General features: G+C 73.1%; 22 protein-coding genes. 15 read left to right on the top strand and 7 right to left on the bottom strand.

Annotation, left to right across the window (positions count from 1 at the left end):
• The first annotated feature begins 19 nt into the window (after positions 1 to 19).
• From ACFV1J_RS13485 to ACFV1J_RS13475, 3 genes are all read left to right on the top strand, one after another.
• Positions 20 to 1,576, top strand: coding sequence for an acyl-CoA synthetase (locus ACFV1J_RS13485; protein WP_385857476.1), 1,557 nt, complete (start codon positions 20 to 22; stop codon positions 1,574 to 1,576).
• A gap of 41 nt (positions 1,577 to 1,617) precedes the next feature.
• A complete protein-coding gene (locus tag ACFV1J_RS13480) occupies positions 1,618 to 3,129 on the top strand; it encodes an acyl-CoA synthetase (RefSeq protein ID WP_385857475.1) in 1,512 nt (503 codons plus the stop codon).
• Positions 3,130 to 3,272: 143 nt separating this feature from the next.
• A complete protein-coding gene (locus ACFV1J_RS13475) occupies positions 3,273 to 4,073 on the top strand; it encodes a VOC family protein (RefSeq protein ID WP_385857474.1) in 801 nt (266 codons plus the stop codon).
• Between the two features lie 3 nt (positions 4,074 to 4,076).
• Here ACFV1J_RS13475 and paaK read toward each other — a convergent pair whose 3' ends face one another.
• Positions 4,077 to 5,405, bottom strand: a complete 1,329-nt coding sequence (gene paaK / locus ACFV1J_RS13470) for a phenylacetate--CoA ligase PaaK (RefSeq protein ID WP_385857615.1) — start codon at positions 5,403 to 5,405, stop codon at positions 4,077 to 4,079.
• Between the two features lie 121 nt (positions 5,406 to 5,526).
• Here paaK and ACFV1J_RS13465 point away from each other — a divergent pair, with 121 nt between their 5' ends.
• Positions 5,527 to 6,225 carry an alpha/beta fold hydrolase gene (locus ACFV1J_RS13465; RefSeq protein WP_385857473.1) on the top strand — a complete coding sequence of 233 codons (699 nt, stop codon included), beginning with the start codon at positions 5,527 to 5,529 and terminating at the stop codon, positions 6,223 to 6,225.
• Between the two features lie 164 nt (positions 6,226 to 6,389).
• The gene (locus ACFV1J_RS13460; RefSeq protein WP_385857472.1) at positions 6,390 to 7,019 is read left to right on the top strand and encodes a chorismate mutase; all 630 of its coding nucleotides are present in this window, start codon (positions 6,390 to 6,392) and stop codon (positions 7,017 to 7,019) included.
• Positions 7,020 to 7,073: 54 nt separating this feature from the next.
• Here ACFV1J_RS13460 and ACFV1J_RS13455 read toward each other — a convergent pair whose 3' ends face one another.
• Complete coding sequence (locus tag ACFV1J_RS13455; RefSeq protein WP_385857471.1) at positions 7,074 to 8,702, bottom strand: acyl-CoA synthetase; 1,629 nt, start codon at positions 8,700 to 8,702, stop codon at positions 7,074 to 7,076.
• A 190-nt stretch (positions 8,703 to 8,892) separates the two neighbouring features.
• On the opposite strand from ACFV1J_RS13455, the gene ACFV1J_RS13450 reads away from it, so the two are divergent.
• The 5 genes from ACFV1J_RS13450 (at position 8,893) to ACFV1J_RS13430 (ending at position 13,214) form a co-directional block, all read left to right on the top strand.
• A complete protein-coding gene (locus ACFV1J_RS13450) occupies positions 8,893 to 9,693 on the top strand; it encodes a crotonase/enoyl-CoA hydratase family protein (protein ID WP_385857470.1) in 801 nt (266 codons plus the stop codon).
• A gap of 27 nt (positions 9,694 to 9,720) precedes the next feature.
• A complete protein-coding gene (locus tag ACFV1J_RS13445; protein WP_385857469.1) occupies positions 9,721 to 10,662 on the top strand; it encodes a Zn-ribbon domain-containing OB-fold protein in 942 nt (313 codons plus the stop codon).
• Entirely contained in the window at positions 10,659 to 11,717 is a 1,059-nt protein-coding gene (locus ACFV1J_RS13440; protein WP_385857468.1) for a thiolase domain-containing protein, read from the top strand. Before ACFV1J_RS13445 ends, ACFV1J_RS13440 begins: the two co-directional genes overlap by 4 nt.
• A complete protein-coding gene (locus ACFV1J_RS13435) occupies positions 11,714 to 12,880 on the top strand; it encodes a thiolase domain-containing protein (protein ID WP_385857467.1) in 1,167 nt (388 codons plus the stop codon). The genes ACFV1J_RS13440 and ACFV1J_RS13435 overlap by 4 nt, the downstream gene beginning before the upstream one ends.
• Positions 12,881 to 12,974: 94 nt before the next feature.
• A complete protein-coding gene (locus tag ACFV1J_RS13430; protein WP_385857465.1) occupies positions 12,975 to 13,214 on the top strand; it encodes a DUF397 domain-containing protein in 240 nt (79 codons plus the stop codon).
• 18 nt (positions 13,215 to 13,232) lie between these two features.
• Here ACFV1J_RS13430 and ACFV1J_RS13425 read toward each other — a convergent pair whose 3' ends face one another.
• Positions 13,233 to 13,961 carry a leucine-rich repeat domain-containing protein gene (locus tag ACFV1J_RS13425; protein WP_385857614.1) on the bottom strand — a complete coding sequence of 243 codons (729 nt, stop codon included), beginning with the start codon at positions 13,959 to 13,961 and terminating at the stop codon, positions 13,233 to 13,235.
• Positions 13,962 to 14,104: 143 nt separating this feature from the next.
• A complete protein-coding gene (locus tag ACFV1J_RS13420; protein WP_385857464.1) occupies positions 14,105 to 14,863 on the bottom strand; it encodes a maleylpyruvate isomerase family mycothiol-dependent enzyme in 759 nt (252 codons plus the stop codon).
• A gap of 161 nt (positions 14,864 to 15,024) precedes the next feature.
• Between ACFV1J_RS13420 and ACFV1J_RS13415 the strand changes: the two genes are divergently transcribed.
• The 3 genes from ACFV1J_RS13415 to ACFV1J_RS13405 all read left to right on the top strand — a co-directional run bounded on the left by ACFV1J_RS13415 (position 15,025) and on the right by ACFV1J_RS13405 (position 16,642).
• A complete protein-coding gene (locus tag ACFV1J_RS13415) occupies positions 15,025 to 15,633 on the top strand; it encodes a CGNR zinc finger domain-containing protein (RefSeq protein WP_385857463.1) in 609 nt (202 codons plus the stop codon).
• A gap of 10 nt (positions 15,634 to 15,643) precedes the next feature.
• Positions 15,644 to 16,039: an ACT domain-containing protein gene (locus ACFV1J_RS13410; RefSeq protein WP_385857462.1), complete on the top strand. Its 396-nt coding sequence runs from the start codon at positions 15,644 to 15,646 to the stop codon at positions 16,037 to 16,039.
• A gap of 102 nt (positions 16,040 to 16,141) precedes the next feature.
• Positions 16,142 to 16,642, top strand: coding sequence for a hypothetical protein (locus ACFV1J_RS13405; protein ID WP_042160224.1), 501 nt, complete (start codon positions 16,142 to 16,144; stop codon positions 16,640 to 16,642).
• 80 nt (positions 16,643 to 16,722) lie between these two features.
• Here ACFV1J_RS13405 and ACFV1J_RS13400 read toward each other — a convergent pair whose 3' ends face one another.
• Positions 16,723 to 18,726, bottom strand: a complete 2,004-nt coding sequence (locus ACFV1J_RS13400; RefSeq protein WP_385857461.1) for an N-acetylmuramoyl-L-alanine amidase — start codon at positions 18,724 to 18,726, stop codon at positions 16,723 to 16,725.
• 328 nt (positions 18,727 to 19,054) lie between these two features.
• Positions 19,055 to 20,188 (bottom strand): aminoglycoside phosphotransferase family protein, encoded by a 1,134-nt coding sequence (locus ACFV1J_RS13395; RefSeq protein WP_385857460.1) that lies wholly within the window; start codon positions 20,186 to 20,188, stop codon positions 19,055 to 19,057.
• Between the two features lie 285 nt (positions 20,189 to 20,473).
• On the opposite strand from ACFV1J_RS13395, the gene ACFV1J_RS13390 reads away from it, so the two are divergent.
• Positions 20,474 to 22,003, top strand: a complete 1,530-nt coding sequence (locus ACFV1J_RS13390) for a hypothetical protein (RefSeq protein ID WP_385857459.1) — start codon at positions 20,474 to 20,476, stop codon at positions 22,001 to 22,003.
• Between the two features lie 191 nt (positions 22,004 to 22,194).
• Here the strand turns inward: ACFV1J_RS13390 and ACFV1J_RS13385 are convergent, their stop codons facing one another.
• Positions 22,195 to 23,661 carry a PP2C family protein-serine/threonine phosphatase gene (locus tag ACFV1J_RS13385; RefSeq protein ID WP_385857457.1) on the bottom strand — a complete coding sequence of 489 codons (1,467 nt, stop codon included), beginning with the start codon at positions 23,659 to 23,661 and terminating at the stop codon, positions 22,195 to 22,197.
• A 309-nt stretch (positions 23,662 to 23,970) separates the two neighbouring features.
• On the opposite strand from ACFV1J_RS13385, the gene ACFV1J_RS13380 reads away from it, so the two are divergent.
• A complete protein-coding gene (locus ACFV1J_RS13380; protein ID WP_385857456.1) occupies positions 23,971 to 25,395 on the top strand; it encodes a HEAT repeat domain-containing protein in 1,425 nt (474 codons plus the stop codon).
• Positions 25,396 to 25,989: the final 594 nt, after the last annotated feature.

The following is a 25,989-nucleotide window of genomic DNA, read 5'->3' as shown; positions in this document are numbered from 1 at the left end:
CCCCGAGGAGGACAGCGGAATGACCAACTCCCCACCGCCCAACGGCTTCTGGGCACAGGCCGCCGCCGACCCGGACCGTACGGTGCTGATCGCCCCGGACGGCGAGGAGTGGACCGCGGGCCGGCTGCACGCCGCGAGCAACCGGCTGGTCCACGGGCTGCGCGCGGCCGGCCTGGAGCGTGGCGACGCCTTCGCCGTGGTCCTCCCCAACGGCGTGGAGTTCTTCACCGCCTACCTCGCCGCGTCCCAGGCCGGCTTCTACCTCGTCCCGGTCAACCACCACCTGGTCGGCCCGGAGATCGCCTGGATCGTCGCCGACTCCGGGGCGAAGGTGCTGATCGCCCACGAGCGGTTCGCCGAGGCGGCCCGGCAGGCGGCGGACGAGGCGGAACTGCCGGCCGCCCGGCGCTATCTGGTCGGCGCGGCGGACGGCTTCCGGCCGTACCGCGAACTCCTCGACGAACAGCCGGAGTCCGCGCCCGACGGCCGGACGCTGGGCTGGGTGATGAACTACACCTCCGGCACCACCGGACGCCCGCGCGGCATCCGCCGCCCGCTGCCCGGCACCCCGCCCGAGCAGACCCACCTCGGCGGATTCCTCGGCATCTTCGGCATCCGGCCGTTCGACGACAACGTCCACCTGGTCTGCTCGCCGCTCTACCACACGGCCGTCCTGCAGTTCGCCGGCGCCTCGCTGCACATCGGCCACCGCGTCGTCCTGATGGACAGGTGGACGCCGGAGGGCATGCTGGCCCTGATCGACCGGCACCGCTGCACCCACACCCATATGGTGCCCACCCAGTTCCACCGCCTGCTCGCGCTCCCCGAGGCCACCCGGGCCGCCTACGACGTGAGCTCGCTGCGGCATGCCATCCACGGCGCCGCGCCCTGCCCCGACCACGTCAAACGCGCCATGATCGACTGGTGGGGCGGCTGCGTCGAGGAGTACTACGCGGCGAGCGAGGGCGGCGGCGCCTTCGCGACCGCCGAGGACTGGCTGAAGAAACCCGGAACGGTCGGCAGGGCCTGGCCGATCAGCGAACTGGCGGTCTTCGACGACGACGGCAACCGCCTGCCGCCCGGCCAACTCGGCACCGTCTACCTGAAGATGAGCACCGGCGGCTTCCGCTACCACAAGGACGAGGGCAAGACCCGGAAGAACCGGATCGGGGACTTCTTCACCGTCGGCGACCTCGGCTACCTCGACGAGGACGGCTACCTCTTCCTCCGCGACCGCAAGATCGACATGATCATCTCGGGCGGCGTGAACATCTACCCCGCCGAGATCGAATCCGCCCTGCTCGGCCACCCCGCCGTCGCCGACGCCGCGGCCTTCGGCATCCCCCACGACGACTGGGGCGAAGAGGTCAAGGCCGTGGTCGAACCCGCCGAGGGCCATGAGCCCGGGCCCGAACTGGCCGCCGACATCCTGGCGCACTGCGCCCGCCGGCTCGCCGGCTACAAACGGCCCAAGTCGGTCGACTTCATCGCCGTCATGCCGCGCGACCCCAACGGCAAGCTCTACAAGCGCCGGCTCCGCGACCCCTACTGGGAGGGCCGGGACCGCGCCGTGTAGCGGTACTTGACCTCACCCCGGGCCGCCCCCAGGATCCCGCCATGACTGATGCGCGCAGCAGCACGGTGGACGGGATCCTGCGGCGGAGCGCCCGGCGGGTGCCGCACCGCACGGCGCTCCGGTACGGCGACCGGACCTGGACCTACCGGGAGCTCGACGAGGCCGTGACGGCCGCGGCCGCGGTCCTGCGCGGCTCCGGACTGCGCCCCGGCGACCGGGTCGGCTCCTACGGCCACAACTCCGACGCCTACCTCATCGGCTTCCTCGGCTGCGCCCGCGCCGGGCTCGTCCACGTACCCATGAACCACCACCTCACCGGCGACGAACTGCGCTACCTCGTCGAGCAGTCCGGCAGCTCCCTCGTCCTGGCCGATCCCCGACTCGCCGGGCGGCTGCCGGACTCCGCGCGCGTCCTGCCGCTGCGCGACACCGACGACTCACTGCTGGCCCGGCTGCGCACCGCGCCCACGGACCCGCACCCGGCGGCACCGGACTCCGAGGACCTGGTCCAGCTCCTCTACACCTCCGGCACCACCGCACTGCCCAAGGGCGCGATGATGACCCACCGCGCCCTGGTGCACGAGTACGTCAGCGCGATCACCGCCCTGGACCTGAAGGAGTGGGACCGCCCGGTCCACTCCCTGCCGCTCTACCACTCCGCGCAGATGCACGTCTTCCTGCTGCCCTATCTGGCGGTCGGCGCGGAGAACACGATCCTCGACGCGCCCGACCCGGAGCGGATCCTCGACCTGGTCGAGGCGGGGCGGGCGGACAGCCTGTTCGCACCGCCCACGGTGTGGATCGGTCTGTCGCAGCACCCCGGCTTCGCCGACCGCGACCTGACCGCGCTGCGCAAGGCGTACTACGGTGCCTCGATCATGCCGGTGCCGGTCCTCGAACGGCTCCGCGCCCGGCTGCCCGGCCTGGCCTTCTACAACTGCTTCGGGCAGAGCGAGATCGGCCCGCTGGCCACCGTCCTGGGACCGGACGAGCACGAGGGCCGGATGGCCTCCTGCGGGCGCCCGGTGCTGTTCGTCGAGGCGCGGGTGGTCGACGGGACGGGCCGGGAGGTGCCCGACGGCATCCCGGGCGAGGTCGTCTACCGCTCCCCGCAGCTGTGCACCGGCTACTGGGACAAGCCCGAGGAGACCGCCGAGGCGTTCCGCGACGGCTGGTTCCACTCCGGGGACCTGGCCGTCCGGGACGCGGAGGGCTATTTCACCGTGGTGGACCGGGTCAAGGACGTCATCAACTCCGGGGGCGTGCTGGTCGCCTCGCGCCAGGTGGAGGACGCCCTCTACGCCCATCCCCAGGTGGCCGAGGTCGCGGTCATCGGGCTGCCCGACGAGCGGTGGATCGAGGCGGTGACCGCGGTGGTCGTACGGCGTCCGGACGGGGGCCCGGTCGGGGAACAGGAGCTGATCGAGACGGCCCGGGCCCGGCTCGCGCCGTTCAAGGCCCCCAAACGGGTGGTGTTCGTGGACGCGTTGCCGCGCAACGCCAGCGGCAAGGTCCTCAAGCGGGAGCTCCGGGAACGGTTCACGGCGTCCTGAGCCGGGCCGCGCGGTGCACCGTGTGCGGCGCGCGCGACGCGTGCGGAGGGCGACTGTCAGTGCCCCCTGCCATGCTGACAACGTGGCCGGGGAACAGCCGGCCGACGGCCCTGTACGTCTCGTTCCGTACGACGGAGGACACCATGCTGACCACCCGTTACGTCCCCGGCACCCCCAACTGGCTCGACCTCGGCACGCCCGATGTCGACGCCGCCGTCGCCTTCTACTCCGCGGTGTTCGGCTGGCGCGTCGAGTCCGCCGGCCCGGAGTCCGGCGGCTACGGCTTCTTCCAGCTCGACGGGAAGACCGTCGGCGCCGTCGGCCCGCTCACCGAGGAGGGCGCGCGGCCCGCGTGGACGGCGTACTTCCACACCAGCGACGCGGACGCCACGACCAAGGCGGTGGAGCAGGCCGGCGGCGCGGTGCGGGTCCCGCCGATGGACGTCTTCACGGCCGGCCGGCTCGCCGCCTACACCGACCCGACCGGCGCCGACTTCGCGGTCTGGCAGCCCGGTGACGTCCAGGGCCTGGACGTGGTCATGGAGCCGAACACCCTGTGCTGGACGGAGCTCTACACCACCGACGTGGCCATGGCCAAGGGCTTCTACCGCTCGGTGTTCTCCTGGAGCTTCCAGGACATGCCCATGGGCGGCGACCTCTTCTACTCCATCGTCTCCTCGCCGGGCGGCGGCGAGGGCGAGGACACCGGCCAGGGCGGGATCATGCAGCTGGCGGAGGAGCATCTGGCGGCCGGCTCGACCTCGGAGTGGCACCCCTACTTCGGCGTGACCGACTGCGACGCGACCTACGCCGCCGCCCTCGACCACGGCGCCACGGTCCTCATCCCGCCCACCAGCGCCCCCGGCATCGGCCGGCTGGCGATGGTGGCGGACCCGGCCGGCGCCCCGTTCGCCCTGATCAAGGGGGACCCGGAGATGACCTGAGCGTCAGGCGGTGTCCTTCGGCCGGGCGTCCACGATCCGCTTGATCTTGCCGACCGAGCGCTCCAGCGTCTCCGGATCGACGATCTCCACGGCGACCGACACCCCGATCCCCTCCTTGACCCCGCGGGCGATCAGCTCCACGGCCGCGGTGCGCGCCTCGCGGGTGGCGTCGGGGCGGGCCTCGGCGCGTACGGTCAGCCGGTCCATCCGGCCCTCGCGGGTGAGCCGCAGCTGGAAGTGCGGGGCGACGCCGGGCGTGCGCAGCACGATCTCCTCGATCTGCGCCGGGAAGAGATTGACCCCGCGCAGAATGATCATGTCGTCGCAGCGCCCGGTGATCTTCTCCATCCGGCGGAAGGCCGGCCGGGCGGTGCCCGGCAGCAGCCGGGTCAGATCGCGGGTGCGGTAGCGGACGACCGGCATCGCCTCCTTGGTGAGCGAGGTGAAGACCAGCTCGCCGTGCGCACCGTCCGGCAGCACCTCACCGGTGACCGGGTCGACCACCTCGGGATAGAAGTGGTCCTCCCAGATGTGCAGCCCGTCCTTGGTCTCCACGCACTCCTGGGCGACCCCCGGACCCATCACCTCCGACAGCCCGTAGATGTCCACCGCGTCGATCGCGAACCGCTGCTCGATCTCGCGGCGCATCTGCTCGGTCCAGGGCTCGGCACCGAAGATGCCGACCTTCAGCGAGGTCGTCCGCGGATCGATGCCCTGCCGCTCGAACTCGTCCAGCAGGGTGAGCATGTACGACGGCGTGACCATGATGATCTCGGGCCGGAAGTCCTGGATGATCTGTACCTGCCGGCCGGTCATCCCGCCGGACGCCGGGACGACCGTGCAGCCCAGCCGTTCCGCGCCGTAGTGCGCGCCCAGCCCGCCGGTGAACAGCCCGTAGCCGTAGGCGATATGGACGGTGTGGCCGGGCCGGCCGCCGGCCGCGCGGATCGAGCGGGCGACCACGTCCGCCCAGTGGTCGAGATCGCGTTCGGTGTAGCCGACCACGGTCGGGCGGCCGGTGGTTCCGCTGGAGGCGTGGATGCGCCGCACCTCCTCCTTGGGGACCGCGAACATTCCGAAGGGGTACTGCGCGCGCAGATCGTCCTTGACCGTGAAAGGGAAACGGGCCAGGTCGCCGAGCGTCCGGCAGTCCTCGGGGCGCACCCCGGCCCGGTCGAACGCCGCGCGGTAGAACGGCACATGGTCATAGGCGTGGCGCAAGGAGGCGCGCAGCCGGGCCAGCTGGAGCTCCCGCAGGGCGTCCGGCGAGAGCCGTTCCGCGTCGTCGTACGCCGCGCTGTCCGTCGCCCTGCCCGTGGCCGCATCCGGCATGAGTGTCACCGCCTCGTTTCCCTACCGATCATTCGGTAGCTGAATGCTGATCCAAGTAATCAGCGCGCGGCGAACACGTCAAGGGGCGTGACGCAGACGGCCCCCGGGTAGCGTCCAGCGCATGAGTGACGTCCGGAAAGTGCAGGTAGGTGACGTTCGGCTGGCATACCGGGTGTGGGGAGAGGAGGACGCGCCGCCGGTGGTGCTGCTGCACTGCCTCGGCGAGGACGGCGAGGACTGGCGCGGCGTGGTCGGCCGCCTCGCCGGCACCCACCGGGTCTTCGCCCTCGACCAGCGCGGCCACGGCCACAGCGACTGGCCGGGGGAGTACGGCTTCACCCGCTGGCGGGACGATGCGATCGGCTTCCTCCAGGCGCTCGGCCTGAAGCGGGTGACCCTCATCGGCCACTCGGTCGGCGCGGTGGCCGCCCTGCTGCTGGCCGCCGACCGTCCCGAGCTGGTGGACCGGCTGGTCCTGGAGGAGGCCGCCCCACCGCTCCCGGCCGACCCGCCGCAGGAGGCACCCGAGGAGCCGGCCGGCCCCCAGGCCTTCGATTGGCGCGCCAAGACGGCGGTGGTGGCCGAACGCAACGCCCCCGACCCGCAGTGGTGGGAGTGCCTGCCGCGGATCACCGCCCCCACCCTCGTCATCGGCGGTGGCCCCACCAGTCACATCCCGCAGGAACACCTCGCCGAGATGGCCGCCCGGATCCCCGACGCCCGCCTGGTGACCGTCGAGGGCGCCGGCCATCTCGTCCACGAGGAACGCCCGGGCGAGTTCCTCGCCGCCGTCACCTCGTTCCTGCCGGCCCCGCTGTAGCCCGCCGCGCGCAACCGCGGCCGGGCGGGCACGCTGCTCCGCCAGGCGTGCTGTCCGATGGGTCAGGGTCGGAAAGGCCCTAGGCTCGCGGCCGTACGCCCTCCCGCGTACGGCCCACCGGGGCAACTCCCCCCGGCGGGCCCGAGGTTCGAGAAAGGCCGACCGTGCAGCTGACCCTCTCGATGCGCCGCGCCCTGATCGCCGGCGCCGCCGCGACCCTGCTCCTCACCGGTGCCGGCGGCGCCGCCGCGGCCCCCGCCGCGCCCTCGCCCACGGCCCCGGCCGCCGCCCGGGCGCACTCCCCGTACCACCGGCTCCGCCCGCTCGCCGAACTGTCCGCGGAGCGGCTGGCCACCGGCGATCTGGTGGCCGCGGCGAAGTGGGGCACCGGCAGCCCGATCGACGATCCGGCGCGTGAGCAGCAGGTGCTGGACGCGGTGGCGGAGCAGGCCCGGCAGCTCGGCGCCGACCCGGCCGGGACGGTGCGGATCTTCCGGGACCAGATCGAGGCCAACAAGATCGTGCAGCGCGGACTGCACCGCCGCTGGGACGCCGATCCCTCCCAGGCCCCGGCCGAGCGCCCCGACCTCAACGAGGTCCGCAAGGAGATCAACCGCATCAACACCGCACTGGTACGCGCCCTCGCCGCCTCCGCGCCGGCCCGCTCGGCACCCTCCTGCCACCCGCTGCTGACCGTGGCCGGCGCCCGGGTGCGCCACGAACGCGGACTGGACCCGCTGCACACCGTGGCCCTGGCCCGCTCGCTTAAGTCGGTGTGCGGAGCGGCCGGCTGACCGGCGTCCCGTCCCCCGGTGACCGGGGCCGGGCGGCCGGGTGCCGCGCGGCCCTCATGCCCCCCGTTCGCCCGCCGCCACCGCCTTCGCCCAGCGGTAGTCGGCCTTGCCGCTCGGGGAGCGCTGGATGCGGTCGGTGAAGACCACCGCGCGCGGGACCTTGTAGCCGGCCAGCCGGGTGCGGCAGTGCGCCTGCAGGGCGGCCAGGTCCAACGGCGCGCTGCCGTCGCGCAGTTGCACCACCGCCGCGACCCGGTTGCCCCACCGCTCGTCCGGGACGCCCGCCACCAGCGCGTCGTAGACGTCCGGATGGGCCTTCAGCGCCTGCTCGACCTCCTCCGGATAGACCTTCTCGCCACCGGAGTTGATGCACTGCGAGCCCCGGCCGAGGACGGTGACGATGCCCTCCTCGTCGACCGTGGCCATATCGCCCAGCAGCACCCACCGGTCACCCCGCGCCTCGAAGAACGTCTCGGCGGTCTTCGCCGGGTCGTTGTAGTAGCCCAGCGGTACGTGTCCGCGCAGCGCCAGCCGCCCCACCTCACCGGCCGGCGCCGGTTCGTGGGTCGCCGGATCCACCACGGCCATCCGGGAGTTGACGCGTAGCCGGAACCCCTTGGCGGGGCCCGAGTCGTCGGTGGCGGTGCCGTTGAAGCCGGACTCCGAGGAGCCGAAGTTGTTGAGCAGCGCCGCGTGCGGCACCAGCGCGGTGAACTCGGCGCGTACGGTCTCCGAGAGGATCGCGCCGGAGCTGCTGACGCTGAACAGCGAGGAGCAGTCGGTGCCCTTGAGCGGTCCGGCGAGCGCATCGACGAGCGGGCGCAGCATCGCGTCGCCCACCAGCGAGACACTGGTGACCCGCTCCCGCTCGATGCTCCGCAGCACCTCCTCGGGCACGTACTTGCGGTGCAGGACGACCTTCTGCCCGAAGTGGAAGGCGATGAACGCGGTCAGGGTCGAGGTGCCGTGCATCAGCGGGGGAGTGGGGAAGAAGACGATCCCCTCGCCGCCCGCCGCGACCCGTTCGGCCAGCTCCTGCGGCCGGGTGACCGGATCACCGGTCGGGGCCCCGCCGCCCATACCGGAGAAGAACAGGTCCTCGTGCCGCCACATCACGCCCTTGGGCATACCGGTGGTGCCGCCGGTGTAGATGACGATCCGGTCGTCGGCGGAGCGCGGCCCGAAGCCCCGGGCCGGTGAGCCGGACGCCTCGGCGTCCGCGAGCGCGACCGGCGCGACCGCGGGCTCGGGTGCGCCGTCCGGCGGGGTGCCGACCCGGACCAGATGCCGCAGCCGCGGCGCCCGCGGCAGGGCGGCGGCCACCCGGGCGGTGAACTCCGCGTCGAAGACCAGCCCCACCAGGTCCGCGTCCCGGTAGAGGTACGCCAACTCCTCCTCGACATAACGGTAGTTGACGTTCACCGGCACCGCGCGGATCTTCAGGCAGGCGTACACCGCCTGGAGGTAGGGGACGCCGTTGTAGAGGTGCAGCCCGACGTGGTCCCCGGGGCCGATGCCCCGGTCGGCGAGGTGGTGAGCCAGCCGGTTGGCGGCGCGGTCCAGCTCGGCGTACGTCAGCCGCCGCTCCGTGCCGGTCCCCGGGTGGTCGAGGTACACCAGGGCCTCGCGGTCGGGGACGGTGTCCACGATCGATTCGAAGAGGTCGGCAAGGTTGTACTCCACGTCTCCTCCAGACCGGGCGGCGTCGGCGCACGGGAGGCCCGCGGGACCGGACCCCGGCGGTCATTAGAGCGCCGTGGACAGGAGCAGGGAAGGGGCCCGGCGCAAGTAATCTGACTACCTGTCAGAAAAGCCTTGAACTCGCCGTGCCACTACTGCAACCTGTTCTCGTCCCTGCAGACGGGAGACCGCAATGGGTGGGACGGAACACCTCACCGTGCAGCGCGAAGGCGCCACACTGGTGCTCACGCTCAACAGGCCCGACGCCAAGAACGCACTCTCGCTCCCCATGCTCGTCGGCCTGTACGACGGCTGGGTGGCGGCCGACGAGGACGAGGCGATCCGCTCGATCGTGCTCACCGGTGCCGGCGGCGCCTTCTGCGCCGGGATGGACCTCAAGGCCCTGGCCGGCAAGGGCATGGCCGGCCAGCGGTACCGCGACCGGCTCACCGCCGACCCCGACCTGCACTGGAAGGCGATGCTGCGGCACCACCGGCCGCGCAAGCCGGTGATCGCCGCCGTCGAGGGCCCCTGTGTCGCGGGCGGCACGGAGATCCTCCAGGGCACCGACATCCGGGTCGCGGGCGAGTCGGCGACCTTCGGCCTCTTCGAGGTCAAGCGCGGACTGTTCCCCATCGGGGGCTCCACGGTCCGCCTGCAGCGCCAGATTCCGCGTACCCACGCGCTGGAGATGCTGCTGACCGGGCGGCCGTACAGCGCGCGGGAGGCCGCCGGCATCGGACTGATCGGCCACGTCGTCCCCGACGGCACCGCGCTCGCCAAGGCCCTGGAGATCGCCGAGCAGATCAACGCCTGCGGGCCGTTGGCGGTCGAGGCCGTCAAGGCGTCCGTCTACGAGACCGCCGAGATGACGGAGACGGACGGCCTCGCCGCCGAACTCACCCGCGGCTGGCCGGTCTTCGACACCGCCGACGCCAAGGAGGGCGCCCGCGCCTTCGCGGAGAAGCGACCGCCCGTGTTCAAGCGCGCCTGAGCCCCCAGGCCCCCAAAGGAGATCGGCATGCCCGAAGTCCTCAAAGCCCCGCTCGTCGTCGAATTCCCCTTCACCCGCTCCCTCGGCCCCGTCCAGAGCGCGTTCCTCACCGGCCTGCGCGAGCGCGTCGTCCTCGGTGTGCGGACCGGCGACGGCCGCACCCTGGTGCCGCCCGTCGAGTACGACCCGGTCACCGCGGAGGAGATCCGCGACCTGGTCGAGGTGGCGCCCACCGGCACCGTCACCACCTGGGCCTGGAACCCCGAACCCCGCCGCGGCCAGCCCCTCGGCACCCCCTTCGCCTGGGTGCTGGTCCGCCTCGACGGCGCCGACACCGCCCTGCTGCACGTCCTCGACGCCCCCGGCCCCGAGGCGGTGCACACCGGCATGCGGGTCCGCGTCCGCTGGGCCGAGCAGCGTACGGGCGCCATCACCGACATCGCCTGCTTCGAGCCCCACGACGGCGACCCCGCTCAACTCTCAGGTCACAGCGGCGAGTTCGCGGACGCCGTCACCGGCATCGTCGCCCCCGCCCGCCTTGACTACAGCTACTCACCGGGCCGCGCCCAGACCGCCTACATCCACGCCCTCTCTCAGCGCCGGACGGTCGGCGAACGCTGCCCGTCCTGCCGCAAGGTGTACGTCCCGCCGCGCGGCGCGTGCCCCACCTGCGGCGTCGCCACCTCGGAACAGGTCGAGGTGGGCCCGCGCGGCACGGTCACCACCTACTGCATCGTCAACATCAAGGCCAAGAACCTCGACATCAAAGTGCCTTACGTCTACGCCCACATCGCCCTCGACGGCGCCGACCTCGCCCTGCACGGCCGGATCGGCGGCATCCCCTACGACCAGGTGCGGATGGGCCTGCGCGTCGAGCCGGTGTGGACCGAGGGGGGCCGCTACCCCGACCACTACCGGCCGACCGGCGAACCCGACGCGGAGTACGACACCTACAAGGAGCTGCTGTGACGCGTGAGATCCGGGAGATCGCGGTGGTCGCCTTCGCCCAGACCGACCACCGGCGCACCAGCGCGGAGCTCTCCGAGGTGGAGATGCTCCTCCCGGTGCTGCACGAGGTCCTCGACCAGACCGGTCTGAAGACCGCCGACATCGGCTTCACCTGCTCCGGCTCCAGCGACTACCTCGCCGGCCGCGCCTTCTCCTTCACCATGGCCCTCGACGGCGTCGGCGCCTGGCCGCCGATCTCCGAGTCGCACGTCGAGATGGACGGCGCCTGGGCGCTGTACGAGGCGTGGACGAAGCTGCTCACCGGGGACGCCGACACCGCCCTCGTCTATGCGTACGGCAAGTCCTCACCGGGCTCCGTGCGCGACGTCCTGACCCGGCAGCTCGACCCGTACTACGTGGCGCCCCTGTGGCCGGACTCCGTCGCGCTCGCCGCCCTCCAGGCCCAGGCCCTCATCGACGCGGGCGAGACCGACGAGCCCGCACTCGCGGCCGTGGCGGCCCGCAGCCGCGCCGACGCCACCGCCAACTCCCACGCCCAGCTGCGAGGTTCGGTACCGCAGGGCGACTACCTCGTACGGCCCCTGCGCACCGGCGACTGCCCGCCCATCGGCGACGGCGCCGCCGCCGTGATCCTCGCCGCGGGGGACCGGGCCAGGGAACTGTGCGCCCGGCCCGCCTGGATCCGCGGCATCGACCACCGCATCGAGGCACACGCCCTCGGCGTCCGCGATCTGACCGACTCGCCGTCCACCCGCCTGGCCGCCGAAAAGGCCGGCGCCTTCCAACAACCCGTCGACACCGCGGAGTTGCATGCCCCGTTCACCTCGCAGGAGGTCGTGCTGCGCAAGGCGCTGCGGCTCGGCGACGAGGTGCGGGTCAACCCGTCGGGTGGGGCCCTCGCCGCCAACCCGGTGATGGCCGCGGGCCTCATCCGCCTCGGCGAGGCCGCCGCCGCGGTCCACCGCGGCGCCGCCGACCGTGCCCTCGCCCACGCCACCTCCGGGCCCTGTCTGCAACAGAACCTGGTCGCCGTCCTCGAAGGGGATCCCCGATGAGCAAGGAGCCCGTGGCCGTCGTAGGCATCGGCCAGACCAAGCATGTGGCGGCGCGCCGGGACGTGTCGATCGCCGGACTCGTCCGCGAGGCGGCCCAACGGGCGCTTGACGACGCCGAGTTGAGCTGGGCCGACATCGACGCCGTCGTCATCGGCAAGGCGCCCGACTTCTTCGAGGGCGTCATGATGCCCGAGCTGTACCTCGCCGACGCGCTCGGCGCCGTCGGCAAGCCGATGCTGCGGGTGCACACCGCCGGCTCGGTCGGCGGCTCCACCGCCCTCGTCGCCGCCCACCTCATCGCGGCCCGGGTCCACGGCACGGTCCTCACGCTCGCCTTCGAGAAGCAGTCGGAGTCCAACGCGATGTGGGGCCTGTCGCTCCCCATCCCCTTCCAGCAGCCGCTCCTCGCCGGCGCCGGCGGCTTCTTCGCCCCGCACGTCCGCGCGTACCTGCGCCGCACCGGCGCCCCCGACACCGTCGGCTCCCTCGTCGCCTACAAGGACCGCCGCAACGCCCTCAAGAACCCCTACGCGCACCTCCACGAGCACGACATCACCCTGGAGAAGGTCCAGTCCTCGCCCATGCTCTGGGACCCGATCCGCTACTCCGAGACCTGCCCGTCCTCCGACGGCGCCTGCGCGATGATCCTCACCGACCGGGCCGGCGCCGCGCGCGCCCCGCACCCGCCGGCCTGGATGCACGGCGGGGCGATGCGCAGCGAGCCCACCCTCTTCGCCGGCAAGGACTTCGTCTCCCCGCAGGCCGGCAAGGACTGCGCCGCCGACGTCTACCACCAGGCCGGCATCACCGACCCGCGCCGGCAGATCGACGCGGTCGAGATGTACGTACCGTTCTCCTGGTACGAACCGATGTGGCTGGAGAACCTCGGCTTCGCCGACGAGGGCGAGGGATGGAAGCTCACCGAGTCCGGCGTCACCGAGCTCGACGGGGACCTCCCGGTCAACCCCTCCGGCGGCGTCCTGTCCACCAACCCCATCGGCGCCTCCGGCATGATCCGCTTCGCCGAGGCGGCCCTGCAGGTGCGCGGCCGGGCGGGTGAGCACCAGGTCGACGGCGCCCGCAGGGCACTCGGGCACGCCTACGGCGGCGGCTCGCAGTTCTTCTCCATGTGGCTGGTCGGCGCCGCACCACCCGCCACCTGACGGCTCCACCGCGCGCCCCCGCCATGTCCTCTGTCCGACCCGCGGCACAGTGGCTAGGCTGACCGCGGACGACCGAACCGGGAGGAGCGGCGACGTGGCCGACAGCATCACCGAGCAGCGGCTCGCGGGCGGGCCCAGGCCCGATCTCGACCTGTCCCAGGCCGAGTGGCAGTCCAGCAGCCAGGGCGTGGGCGACGTCCAGATCGCCTTCGTCGAGGGCTACATCGCGATGCGCAACCGCCGCAGCCCGGAGATCCCGGCGCTGATCTTCAGCCCCGCCGAGTGGCGCGCCTTCGTCCTCGATGCCCGCGAGGGAGAGTTCGACCTGACGTAGGCGCGGCGCCGGCCGCCGTCAGGTGAGCACCACGCACCCGTTCGCGCGCAGCGCCCGGACCGGCTCCGCACCGTCGTCCACGGCGTTCCAGCGCAGATCCAGCTTCTCCAGCGACGGGAGCCGGGCGACCCAGGGCGGCAGCTCCGTGATCCGGTTGCCGCGCAGATCGAGCCGGGCCAGCCGGGGCAGCGCACGCAGCGCCTCCGGCACGCCGGGCAGGGCGTTGTCGCGCAGCTCCAGCACCCGCAGCTCGCGCAGTGCGGCGACGCCCGCCGGCAGCCCGGTCAGCGCATTGCCGCCCAGCCACAGCTCCCGCAGCCGCCCGAGCCGCCCCACCGACGGCGGGAGTGCGGTCAACTCCGCGCGCTGCGCCCGGAGTTCGACCAGTGCGGTCATCCCGCCCAGGGTGTCCGGCAGCCGGCCGAGCGGGTTCTCGCCGACGTTGAGGTAGCCCAGCCGGTCCAGCCGGCCGAGGGTGTCCGGCAGTGCGGTGAGGCGGTTGTCGTGCAGATAGAGGTAGCGGGTCAGCCCGGTCAGCTCGCCGATCTCCTCGGGGACCGCGGTCAGCGCGTTGTGGCCGAGGTCGAGGGTGTGCAGCGCACGCAGCCCGCCGAGCGCCGCCGGGACCGAGGTCAGCGCGTTGTCGGCGAGGATCAGCACCTCCTGGTCCGTACGCTGCCACACCTCGGGCGGCACCGAACTCAGCCCGGCCTTCCAGTAGTTGAGCGTGCGGGGCGGGGCGGACATACGGAGTCCCTTCGGGCGGGGGAGGGCGAGGACGAGGGTGAGGACGAGGTGGTCGGGAGCCGACCGGGCGGGGGCGGCGGCGACCGGCACACCGCAGGGGGTGCCTCCCTAGACGCCGTAGGGGGTCTCCCTGCGGCGTCTCCCTACGGCCAATCGAGCAGTTCCGGCAGCGGCGCGGTACCGCCCGGCCGGCGGCAGTCCAGCGGCCGGTGCGGGGCACGGCCGGCCAGCCAGGCCGCCAGGTCGGTGAGGGGGCCGCGTACGGTCACTTCCGGCGCGCCGGCGGCACCGTACTCCCGCCGGAACGCCTCGTCCGTGGCCTCCAGTACCAGGTGCAGGTCCTTCGGGGCGCGCGGCGCCAGATGGCTCAGAAGGTGGTGGCACAGTCCGTGCGGCCAGTCCTGCGGCCCCTGGCCGAGCAGGGCGTCCGCCGTGTGGATCTCCAGCTCCCGCCACCAGGCCCACAGCACCGTGCGCAGCTCGCCGTTCCGGTAGCGCACCGGGCGCGACCAGTCGGCCGGACCGACCGCCGCCCAGGCCGCGGAGGACTCGTCCAGTGCGGCCCGCACCGCCTCCCGGAGTGCCGCGGCGTCCCGCACCGCACCGGCCTCGATCCCGGCCGCCCGCTCCGGGCGCCCGCCGTCGTACAGCTCGACCAGCTCACCGCGCAGCGCGTACCGGGCCTGCCGGGCGGTGGCCCCGGCGATGCCCTCGATGTGCGCGAGGACATGGGCGCGGGACCAGCCGGGCAGCGCGCTCGGTGCGCGTACCGCGGCGTCCGACAGTCCGGGCAGCAGCGCCCGCAGCCGCTCCTGGCCCGCCTCGATCGCCGCGCGCACCTCCTCGGCCGACAGGGCGGGTTCCGACGTGGCCTCTTCCGGTGCGGTGGGTTCCGACGTCACGGGCACGACAGCTCCTTCGTCCAGTTCTCGCCGGTCCGGCGGTGGGCCGGCCGGGTGCCGAACACCGGGAGCCCGCAGACCGGTTGACGGAGAGCGGCCATGTTTCTCCCTGGGCCTCCCCGCCGGACCTAATGGTTGCTGATGACGTTACCATTAGCCTCATGACCGCAACACGGCTCGCACTGGATCTCGCCGTCACCATCCGCCACGACGGCCACGGCGGTGTCGCCGACGACCTGGCCGACCCGGAAGGACTCACCGCCTGGATCGCCGAGCGGGCCGCCCTGCTCGACTGCGCCGCCGACCCGGTCACCGCCGACCCCGCACTGCACACCGCCGTACGCGAACTGCGCGCCGCACTCCGCGCGCTCTTCGCCCGCGCCGTCCGCCCCGGCCCGCCCAGCTCCGCCGACGCCCACCGGCTGCTCCCCGAGGGCACCGCACTGCACCGGCTGAACACCGCCGCCGCCCTCGTCCCGACCTCCCCCCGGCTCAGCTGGGAGCCCGGCGCCCCGCCCGCACTGCGACTGCACCCGCACGGCACCCCGCCCGCCGCCGACCGGATCCTGGCCGCACTGGCCCGCGCCGCCCTCACCTTCCTCGCCGGCCCCGACCGGGCCCGGCTGCGCGCCTGCCCCGCCCCGCGCTGCGTCCGCTACTTCGTCAAGGAGCACGGCCGCCAGGAATGGTGCAGCCCCTCCTGCGGCAACCGCGCCCGGGTCGCCCGCCACCACGAGCGGCACAAGGAAGGACGGCCCGACCCCTCGTAAGGTGGGCGGCATGACCGGTGAACGCGATCTTCCGACCCTGCTGAGCGGGATGCGCCCCGAGCTGAACGAGGGCCGGTACGTCTTCACGAGCGTGCGCGGCGCGATCCCCGCCGGACTCGCCCCCGTCGTCACCGTCGCCGAACCCGAGGGACTGACCCTCGTCCTGCGCCAGGAGGAGGCCGACCGCACCGGCCTGCCGTACGACTACGTCGCCGGCTGGATCACCCTGCGGGTGCACTCCGCGCTGGATGCCGTCGGGCTCACCGCCGCCGTCGCCACCGCCCTCGCCGACGCCGGCCTCAGTTGCAACGTCGTCGCCGGCTTCCACCACGATCACCTCTTCGTGCCCCACGAAGCGGCCGACGAGGCACTGCGCCGCCTCGGTGAACTGGCCGGACGGGCCTGAACCCCGGCACCCCGTACGCCGCCCGCCCCACCCGCCCCGGGAGCCGCCCACCACCCCGACGTCCGGCGCGGCGAGCCCGGCCGGGCCACGTACGATGGCGGCATGTCCTTCCTCCGCCGCCGCAGCGCAGCCACGCCCGCCGGTCCCGACTTCGACGTTCTCGCCATGGACCCGGGGGACTGGCCGGGCAATCTCGGCGCCGGGCTGCTGCCCGCACCCGACGGAAGCTGCCAGGGCGTCTTCCTCCGCTACGACCTCTTCGGCGGCCGCGGTCCCGCGATGATCATCGGCAACCTCCCGGAGGGCTCCCCGGCCCGCGAGCTGGAGGACGACCAGGTGCCCTTCGAGGTCGCCCAGCTGCTCGCGGCGCTCGGCAACGACGAACCGGTCACGGTCGTCGAGAGCGAGGACACCCCCGTGATGCACGACGACAACCTGCTGATCGTCAAGCGCATCAAGTGCTCCGAGAGCCGCATCTCCTGCGCCCAGTTCGACCGCAGCGACGGCGTCCTGGTCACCATCGCCAGCTGGGACCGGCCGATCACCGACGACCTCTACGCGCTGCTCAAGCCCCTGCCGGCGGAACTCTTCCAGCAGGGCTGACACACCCCGCACACGAAACGCCGCACCCGGTGGACGGCACCCCCGTCCACCGGGCGCGGCGGGTCACCCGGCCAACCGGGCTACGAGTTCGACCGCCGCACGTCCACGTCGGCCGCCCGCACATAGCCCACCCGGTGCCCCAGCTGGATCTCGTAGTAGACGTCCTCACCGCGCACGATCGCGTGCTTCGACACGTCGAACGTCGGCGCGTAGAAATACTCGCCGGTCACCCGGCCGCCGACCGCGTACCGCTGCCCCGCCGTGATCGTGTACGGCAGCGGGGAAACCGACTGGTACGGCACCCCGGCCGGATAGGCGGCCTTCTCCGGGTACGCCCGGCCGTAGACCGGGATCTCCTCCCGGCCGGCCTTCGGCGTGGCGACCAGCCCCTTGGCGTTCACCGCCGTCGGCGCACGGTGCGGATTGCGGAACCACGCGACCTGCCCGAGGTACCAGATCGCGGTCCAGTCACCCTCCCGGCCCGCCAGCGCGAACCGCTGCCCCGTCGTGGCCCGGGCCCCGGTGTCGTTCACCCCGTCCGTCGAATCGCTGCCGTCCTGGTGCAGCCCGACGTCCTTGACCAGCGGAGCGCTCTTGCTCGGCGCGGTGTGCAGCCGGACCGCCGTGGAACCGTGCGGTGCGCAGACGTCCCCCGGCTTCTCGCAGCTGGTGTAGCGCGGCCGGTTGCGGTCGTAGTCGGGGAGGATGGTGACCAGCCCGCCGTGCTTGCCCGCCGTGGCGTGGAACGGCTTCCCCAGCAGCTCGAAGTAGTGCGCCCAGTCCCAGTACGGCCCGGGGTCGGTGTGCATCCCCGGGATCGTGGACGCCGTCGTGCCGGGCACGTTGTCGTGGCCCAGGATGTGCTGCCGGTTCAGCGGCACGTCGTACTTGCGGCTCAGGTACTTCACCAGCCGGGCCGAGGACCGGTACATCGCCTCCGTGTACCAGGCGTCGGGGGAGGCCAGGAAACCCTCGTGCTCGATGCCGATGGAGTGCGAGTTCAGGTACCAGTTGCCGGCGTGCCAGGCGACGTCCTTGCCCGGCACGTGCTGGGCGATCAGCCCGTCCGAGGAACGCACGGTGTAGTTCCAGGACACGTACTTGGGGTCCTTGATCAGCTTCAGCGTGACGTCCCACGACCCCTCGGTGTCATGGATGACGATGCTGTCGACCTTCTGGTCGCGCGGCCGGTCCGCCTTGTCGTGGTTGCCGTAGTCGTGGTCACCGAACTCCTCGTACGGCGCCGGCACCGACTCGCACGCCACGCTCGAAGGGCACTCCGTCCCGTGCTCGCCACCCGGCTCCGAGGCCCGGTCGGCGGCCCCGCCGAGACGTTTCTGCTGCCCGGCGTCCGGGACCAGACCGGGGGCCGCGGGCAGCCTGACCCGCTGCCCGGCGTCGGTCGTCCGGGCCTCGCCGTGCCGGATCACCGAGAACACCTCGTCCGCGAACGCCTTGCCGCCGCGCGGATCGTCCTGACCGCCGTAGCGCGCCACCGCCGCGTACCACCGGGCCGGATCCTTCTCGGCGGCCGGCCCGAGCCGGCGCTGCTCCGCGGCGAGCAGCGCCGCACCGCCCAGCACGTTCGCCGCCGGGTCGGTACGCAACCGGTCGGCCGGCAGCCCGGTCAGCCGGGCCGCGGCCGGCAACGTCCGCAGCCGCGCCGGGAGTTCGGCGGGCAGCGCGGCCTGCTGCGACGCGCCCTCGGGAACCCGCTTGTGGGGACGTGAGGCGTCACCCCGGGCGTCCTCGTCGCCCGCGCTGAACTCCGGCGCCCGGGCCAGCGCCGTCCGGGCGTCGGTCAGATGCATCGGGCCGTAGCCCCCGGAGACACTCGGCGCGCCGCCGTGGCCGTCCCACCGCGACTCCAGGTACGAGACGCCGAGCAGTACGCTGCGCGGCACGTGGAAGCGGGCGGCGGCCGCCGTGAAGGCCCGCTGCAGGGCGTCCGTCCGGGGCTGCCCGGCGTCCGCGGACGGCGCTCCGGTGAGCGGCAGCAGCAGCACGGCGGCCGCCACCGTGGTGGTGGACCTGCGCAGGGCGGGGCGATGGGTTCTTTTGTCTTGCGGGGCGGATCCTCGCAAAGCAGCCTCCTCGAGCCGGCCCGAGCCGGGCGGTGTGACGGATGGTGCACCAACGGCCGTACGGGGTGGACCCGAGGGTAGAGCCCCGTGGGGCCCAGAGCCATAGGTGGGCCGACGGCCCGTCAAACACCGCCCTGGATCGGGATTTCGCATGTCAGGGCATCTCCAGAGGAGCCTTCCCGGACCGCCGCCCGGCCTGCGGGGCGTCAGTGGAATGGACCAATGACCGCGCGGCGCACATGGGTGAGCGGCGCCTCCCGCCACCGGGTGCGCCGCTCACGATTCCCCTCGGGGAAGTGCCCGCAGACGAGGCACTCCCCCTGGGCGGTCAGCGGGTGCCGACCGCCGCCCGTACCGCACGACGGGCCATCTGGCAGTCGTCGTGCAGTCGGCGCAGGAGCAGCCGCTGCTCCTCGCCCGCCGTCGGGACGCCGGGTTGTCCCGGGCCCGGAGTCCCCGTCGGCGTGGGTTCGCGCATGGTCCGCTGGACCGCCGTTTCGTAGCGCCGGATCTCCCGGGTGAGGATCAGCATCAGATTCACCAGGAAGGAGTCCCGCGAGGCGGGGCCGGCGTTCTGCGCGAGCTGGCTGATCTGACGGCGCGCCACCGGGGCGTCGCCGAGCACCGACCACAGCGTCGCCAGGTCGTAGCCCGGGAGGTACCAGCCGGCGCTGTCCCAGTCCAGCAGCACCGGCCCGGCGGGCGACAGCAGGACGTTGTTCAGCAGCGCGTCGCCATGATTGAACTGGCCCTGGACATGCGACAGACCGTGCATCAGCTTCTGCAGGTCACCCAGGTCGCGGTCGGTGAGCATCCCCAGGTCGTGGTAGCGGCCGATCCGGCCGGCGTAGTCCAGCGGGGCGTCGAACAGCCCGGCCGGCGGACGCCAGCGGTTGAGCTGGCAGACCGCGCCGATCGCCGCGCGGATGTCCGCCCGGGGCGGCGCCTCGGCGGGGTGCCGCGACATGGCCGCGACCCGGCCGGGCATCCGCTCCACGATCAGCGTGCAGTTGTCGGGATCCGCCGCCACCAGCCGCGGCACCCGTACCGGCGGACGATGCCGGACGAATGCGCGGTATGCGCTTATTTCCTGCTGGAACCTTTCCGCCCACGCCGGGGACTGGTCCAGTAAACACTTGGCGACCGCGGTCATACGGCCCGTCGTGCCGACGAGGAGCACGGATTTGCCGCTCCGGCGCAGCACCTGGACCGGATTGAACTCGGGACAGATGCGGTGCACCGAAGCGACCGCGGCGCGCAGCTGTGCGCCCTGGGGCCCGGACAAGTCGAGTCTCCCGCTGAGCGGTTGGGTGCCCGTCCCCTGTGCCCGCCGGTTCCGGCCGCCGGAAAGACCGGGGACCGCCCCCGCGGAAGGAGCGGGGGCGAGATACGGCCCGCTGCCTGTCGGGTGCGGGCGGTGCGGCCGGGCGGGGGCGGTCACGGCGGACGATGCTGCATACATGGGTGAGACAGATCCCTTCGTGCGCCGACGAGTTGCGTGCGCTCCCCGGCCCGGTGGAGGGAACCCGTGAACGGGCCCCGTGCAGGAGGCCGATCCAGGGCCCCTGTGAAGGGCGCGCACCCTGGGGAATGCGGTCCCGCCACCGGGCCGGGGGCGGCACGTCTACAGAACACTCGGCTGCGGGTGGCAGACCATCTGGCGTGCCCTGGCGAACCCTGGCGAATGGTCGCAGCGCACGTCACCGGCCGTTACTGTCAACTCAGTCGAGGAACCTGGGGGCTTGACGTGGACAGGCAGCCGAACACCCGTCTCGCGGACCTTTTCGGCCTGGCCGGCTGGTCCAAGGGAGAGCTGGCGAGGCTCGTCAACCGGCAGGCGGCGGCCATGGGCCATCCGCAGCTGGCGACCGACACCTCGCGAGTGCGGCGCTGGATCGACATGGGGGAGACGCCCCGGGATCCCGTGCCCAAGGTCCTGGCTTCCCTGTTCACCGAGCGCCTCGGCCGTGTCGTAACCATCGAGGACCTCGGGTTCGCCAGAACCGGTCGCTCGGGGAAGCGGCAGGCCATGGACGGTCTGCCGTGGGCTCCCGAACGGACCGCTGCGGTCCTCACGGAATTCACGGGAATGGACCTCATGCTCAACCGACGCGGCTTGGTGGGTGCGGGCGCGGCGCTCGCCGCGGGCTCCGCACTCACCGGCGCCATGCACGACTGGCTGCACACCGATCCGGCCCCCTCCGGCGCCCTCCGCCACGACGACCCGTTCGCTTCCGACTCCCTCGACGACCTCGAACAGATCGGCCTCGACCGCTATGAGGCGGCCCCCGTGGGGTCGCAGGAGATCGACGCGCTGGAGCGCTCGGTGGAGGTCTTCCGCGCCTGGGACGCGGCCCGCGGCGGCGGGCTGCAGCGCAAGGCGGTGGTGGGCCAGCTCAACGAGGTGGGCGGCATGCTCGCCTACCGCCATCCCGACCACCTCCAGCGCCGGCTGTGGGGCGTGGCCGCCAACCTCGCCGTACTGGCCGGCTGGATGTCACACGACGTCGGCCTGGAGCCCACCGCCCAGAAGTACTTCATCATCGCCGCCCACGCGGCCCGCGAGGGCGGCGACCGCCCGCGCGCCGGCGAGGCCCTCTCCCGCGCCGCCCGGCAGATGGTCCACCTGGGCCGCCCGGACGACGCACTGGACCTGATGAAACTCGCCAAGTCCGGCTCCGGCGAGGAGACCCTGCCGCGCACCCGCGCCATGCTGCACACCATCGAAGCCTGGGCCCAGGCGTCCAAGGGCCAGGCCCAGGCGATGCGCCGTACCCTCGGCGAGGCCGAGGAACTGTTCGTCTCGGACAAGGGCGACGTCCCGCCCCCGTGCTGGATGCAGATGTTCGACGAGGCGGATCTGCACGGCATGCAGGCCCTGGCGTTCCGCACCCTCGCCGAACACGACCCCACGGCCGCCAAGATCGCCCAGCACCACGCCAAACAGGCCCTGGCCCTGCGCGAGGGCGGCCGCCAGCGCTCACAGATCTTCGACTACATCTCCATGGCCTCGGCCTGCTTCATCGGCGACGATCCCGAACAGGCCGACCGCTACGCCAGGTTGGCCCTGGTGTCCATCGGCGAGAACTCCTCCCACCGCACGTGGGACCGGCTCCGCGAGATGTTCCGGCTCACGGGTCAGTACGCGAACTACGCCAAGATCCAGGACCTGCGCGAGGAGATCCAGCATGTCCTGCCCAAGCCCAGGCCCAAGACCAAGGAATCATGCCTGGGCCCCGGCCTCGGCACGGGCCTGGGGCCGAACTTCACGGTCTGACACACCCCGACCGCCAGTGACCCAGGTCCGTCGGCCCAGGGCCCCTTGCCGCACAGGTCCGACGACCCGTCGGCGCACGGGCCCGACGGACCCCTACCGCACGGCTCCGTCCACCGACGGCTACTCGCCCCATGCGTGCGGGGCGGCCGGCTCATACGATGCCGGTCCGCCCTCGGCTGCCGCGGTGTGTGTCAGTCGCCGACCCTGGCGATCAGCACACACGCGTCGTCCTCGCGCTCGGCACTGCCGAACTCCTCGACGACGATGCGAACGCTGTCCTGCGCACTCCGGGCCGCGGCGAACCGCGGCGCCAGTGCCAGGAGCCGCTCGGCACCCTCCTGGTCCGTACCGGGCCCGTACATCCGGCGGGGCGCCAGCCCGTCGGTGTGCAGCACGAGCAGGTCACCGGGCTCCAGTTGCTCGGTGCGCTGGGTGTACGCCGCACCGGACGTCGCCCCCAGCAGCACGCCCTCGGGCGGGTCCAGCGCGCGCCCCGTGCCGCCGCGGAAGAGCAGCGGCGCGGGGTGCCCTGCCTGGGCCCACTCCAGCGTCCGGGTCTCCGGATCGAAACAGCCGCACACCGCACTGCCGAGCGCCGGCTGGGCGGCGGTGTCCAGCAGTTGGTTGAGCAGCCCCATCAACTGCCCCGGGCGCTGGCCGGCGACCGCCATACCGCGCAGCGCGCCGAGCACCATCGCCATCCCCGACGTGGCCGCGACGCCGTGCCCGGTGAGGTCGCCGACGCTCAACAGCGTCCGACCGTCCGGGAGTTGCATCGCGTCGTACCAGTCCCCGCCGATCAGCGTGTGGGTACCGGACGGCAGATAGCGCCCGGCGAGGTCGAGGGTGACCCGGCCGCCGTCCGGGAACCGCAGGGAGCCCCGCCACGGCGGCAGCACGGCCTCCTGCAGCTCGACCGCGAGCCGGTGCTCGGTCTGCGCCATGTGCCGCTCGCGGTGCAGCGAGTCACGGGTCTCACGCACCGCCTGCTGGCTGCGGCGCAGCTCGCTGACGTCCCGCAGCACGGCCCACATACAGGCCGTACTGCCGTCCTCGTCCAGCACCGGCTCGCCCACCATGTGCACCGTGCGCAGGCTCGCGTCCGGGCGCACGATGCGGAACTCGCCGTCGATCGGCCGACCGTCCACCAGGCAGTCGGTGACCATCGTGGCCAGCCCCTCCTGGTCCTCGGCGTGCACCAGGGACGGCAGTTCGTCGAGGGTCAGCGGGCCCTCGACGGGGGACCGGCCGAAGATCGCGAACAGCTCGTCGGACCAGCTGACCTCGTCCGTGAGCAGATTCCACTCGGCGCTGCCCACCCGGCGCAGCAGCGCACCGCGCTCGGGGGGCTCGGGCCCGGCCGGGAGCGCCGGTACCTCGGCTGCCGGCCCCGGGGAGTCGTCACTCTCCGTGGGCAGGCCCTCTCTCAGCTGGTCGAGATGACCCCCGAGATCGTCGAGGTGGTGCACGGCGAGATCGCACAGCGCCCGCTGCCAGCGCAGCTGCGGGTCGGGGGCGAGGCCGGTGTCCACCGTGGACTCCCGGCGCACCGCGTCGAGGCCGCCGCGCAGGCGGCGCGCCTGCGTGATCAGGGCCTCGACCGTGTCGCGCTCGGGGGGCCGGTCGGCTGGGTGGTCCGCGAAGAGAGGGGACGGCATGACGTACTCCGTGATCAGGCGGCGCCGGGCTGAAGGGCCGGTAACGACTGTTGCACAGGCGGCGACCGTGCGTAAGGGATTTGGCACTACCCGATACGGTGGTGCAGCCGGCATATGCCTCCGGCCTCCCTTGGCAAGCCGGGGGAATCGGCGGAATAACAGGTTCCAGGCTAGGCTTCGGCCGCCGTACTGCAGGCGTTGCTGCCGATCCATGGTGGGAACGAGGCATACGGCCCGTGGTCACCGGCAAGAATGCCGGTCAGCGGAAATCCCGTTGCCAGCCCGTCCCCCGCACCGGATGCTGACCTCATGTTCGATCCAGACATAGCGCCCAGTGGCACCCTGCTCGGCCTCCTGCAGCGAGGCCGCGGCGACGGGACCCTGCACGCCCTCGCGGCGCCGAGGGCCGAGGCGCTCGGCGCGCTCAACGACAGCGTGCTGCGCGACCCCCGGCGCGACTGGCAGGTGGAGAACCGCTCGCTGTACTACGCGCGCCTCTACATGCAGCTCGACGGCGGACTCGACGAGATCGAACGCCACCTCTTCCACCCGGACGACCTCACCGACACCGGCGAGGAGCGCACCGGCCTGGCCCTCGCCGTCCTCGGCCACCTCGCCGCGTACGGCAGGGACGCGGCGCGGCTGCTGCTGCGCAGCTACGCCGCGGTCGGCAGCAACTGGCGCTGGGCGCTGGACGAGCTCGCGCTGCGTGACGACGACGCCGGGCTGATGTCCCTCGCCCCCGCCGTCCTCGCCCGCTTCCCGGAGAACGAAGAGGGGCAGACCGAGCTGGCCGCCGCGGTCCGGGACGCCTTCGAGCCCCGGCCCTGGCGGCTGTGGGCCGAGGACCCCCGGTACGGCCCGCGGCTGACCGCCGCCGGCGAACAGGGCTCCTTCGACCGCTGGCAGCGCCAGCTGCGGCCGCGCGGACCGCGCCCCGGCTGGGGCATCGCGGAGGTGCTGCGGTGGGCCGAGGAGGGGCTGGAGCTCGAGCCCGAGGAGCACCGCTACCTCGCCGCCGCCCGCTGCCTGGCCGCCGTCGTCGGTCCCGAGGACCGTCCCGAACTGCTCCGGGCGGCGCGCAGCGGACCGGACGCGGCGCGCGCCGCGGTGCTGCACCACCTCGCCGAGCGCGGCGATCCGGAGGTCCTCGACCTGATCGAGACCGCGGTCACCTGCCCCTTCTCCTCCGAGCAGCTGGTCTCCGCCGGCCTTGCCGCCTTCGCACGGATGCGGAGCGTGGCCGCCGTCGAACGGGCCCGCGAGTGGGCGCCGCGTACGGACCGGCTGGGCGCGTCGGCCGCCGCCGTGCTCGCCCGCCGTGGCGCGCAGCGCGATGCCGATCTGGTGCTGGCCGCGCTGCGCCGTACCGTTCGCGAGGAGGGCCCGGACGCCGACGGCCTGTGGGAGCTGGTCGACGGCACCGGCCGCCTCGGCGTCGCCTGCGCCGCCCCCGTACTGCGGCACATCTACCGCGAGACGTCCTCCTCCCAACTGCGCGGCCGGGCCGCCGCCGCGCTCGCCGTCACCGACCCCGGCTTCGCGGCGGGCTTCGCCGTCGAGTGCCTGTGGGACTGCGAGGAGACCACCCGCGAACTGGCCGCCCGGCATGCCGCCACCGGCGACGACCGGGTCGTCGAACAACTCCGCCGCCTCGCCGCCGACCCGGCCGAGGAAGCGGAGGTCCAAACGGCCGTCCGCAGCCGCTTCGGCCCCGACGCGTCGGCTGTTTGACGCCCCACGTACCTGGCTGTCCCGCCGCGGGGCTCGCTCGCCGTTCCGCTGCGCTTTGCGGCGCCTCCCACGTACCTGTCTGCTGCGCCGCGGGGCTGGCTCGCCGTTGCGCTTTGCGGCGCCGCGTACGTACCCGTCTGTGCCGCCGCGGGTCGTCTCGCCGTTGCGTGCTTTGCGGCGCCCCGCACGTACCTCGCTTTCCCGCCGTCGGGGTTGCTCGCCGTTGCGCCTGGCGGCGGGCGTTTGTTTGTCGGGTGCGGTGACAGCCCTACAGACTTCGTCCTCCGGTCTGTCCCCTCCCGGGGGTGGGGGGAGAGGGGCCGGTGGGGGTGGGCGTTGTCTGTTGAGTACCGCGTGTCGTTGGGGAGGCGGGAATACCCGTACCTGTCCGCGGAGTTGGGGCCCCGCAGGGGGCGCTCTCAACCCTTACGGGGTCCGTTCGACCTTCCCCTAGGGTCCCAGTAGACCCCCACGCCCACCCCCACCCACCGTCTTCCCTCCCCCAACGGGAGGGGACGGGCCGGAGGGGCCGGTTGTGTGGACGTAAAGCGAAGCAGTCCACACAACCGGCCCCGGAGGACCGTCACCGCACCC

It is taken from the genome of Streptomyces sp. NPDC059649, from assembly GCF_042734445.1.
In the GTDB taxonomy this organism is placed as follows: domain Bacteria; phylum Actinomycetota; class Actinomycetes; order Streptomycetales; family Streptomycetaceae; genus Streptomyces.
This window is presented reverse-complemented; position numbering and strand designations above follow the sequence as displayed.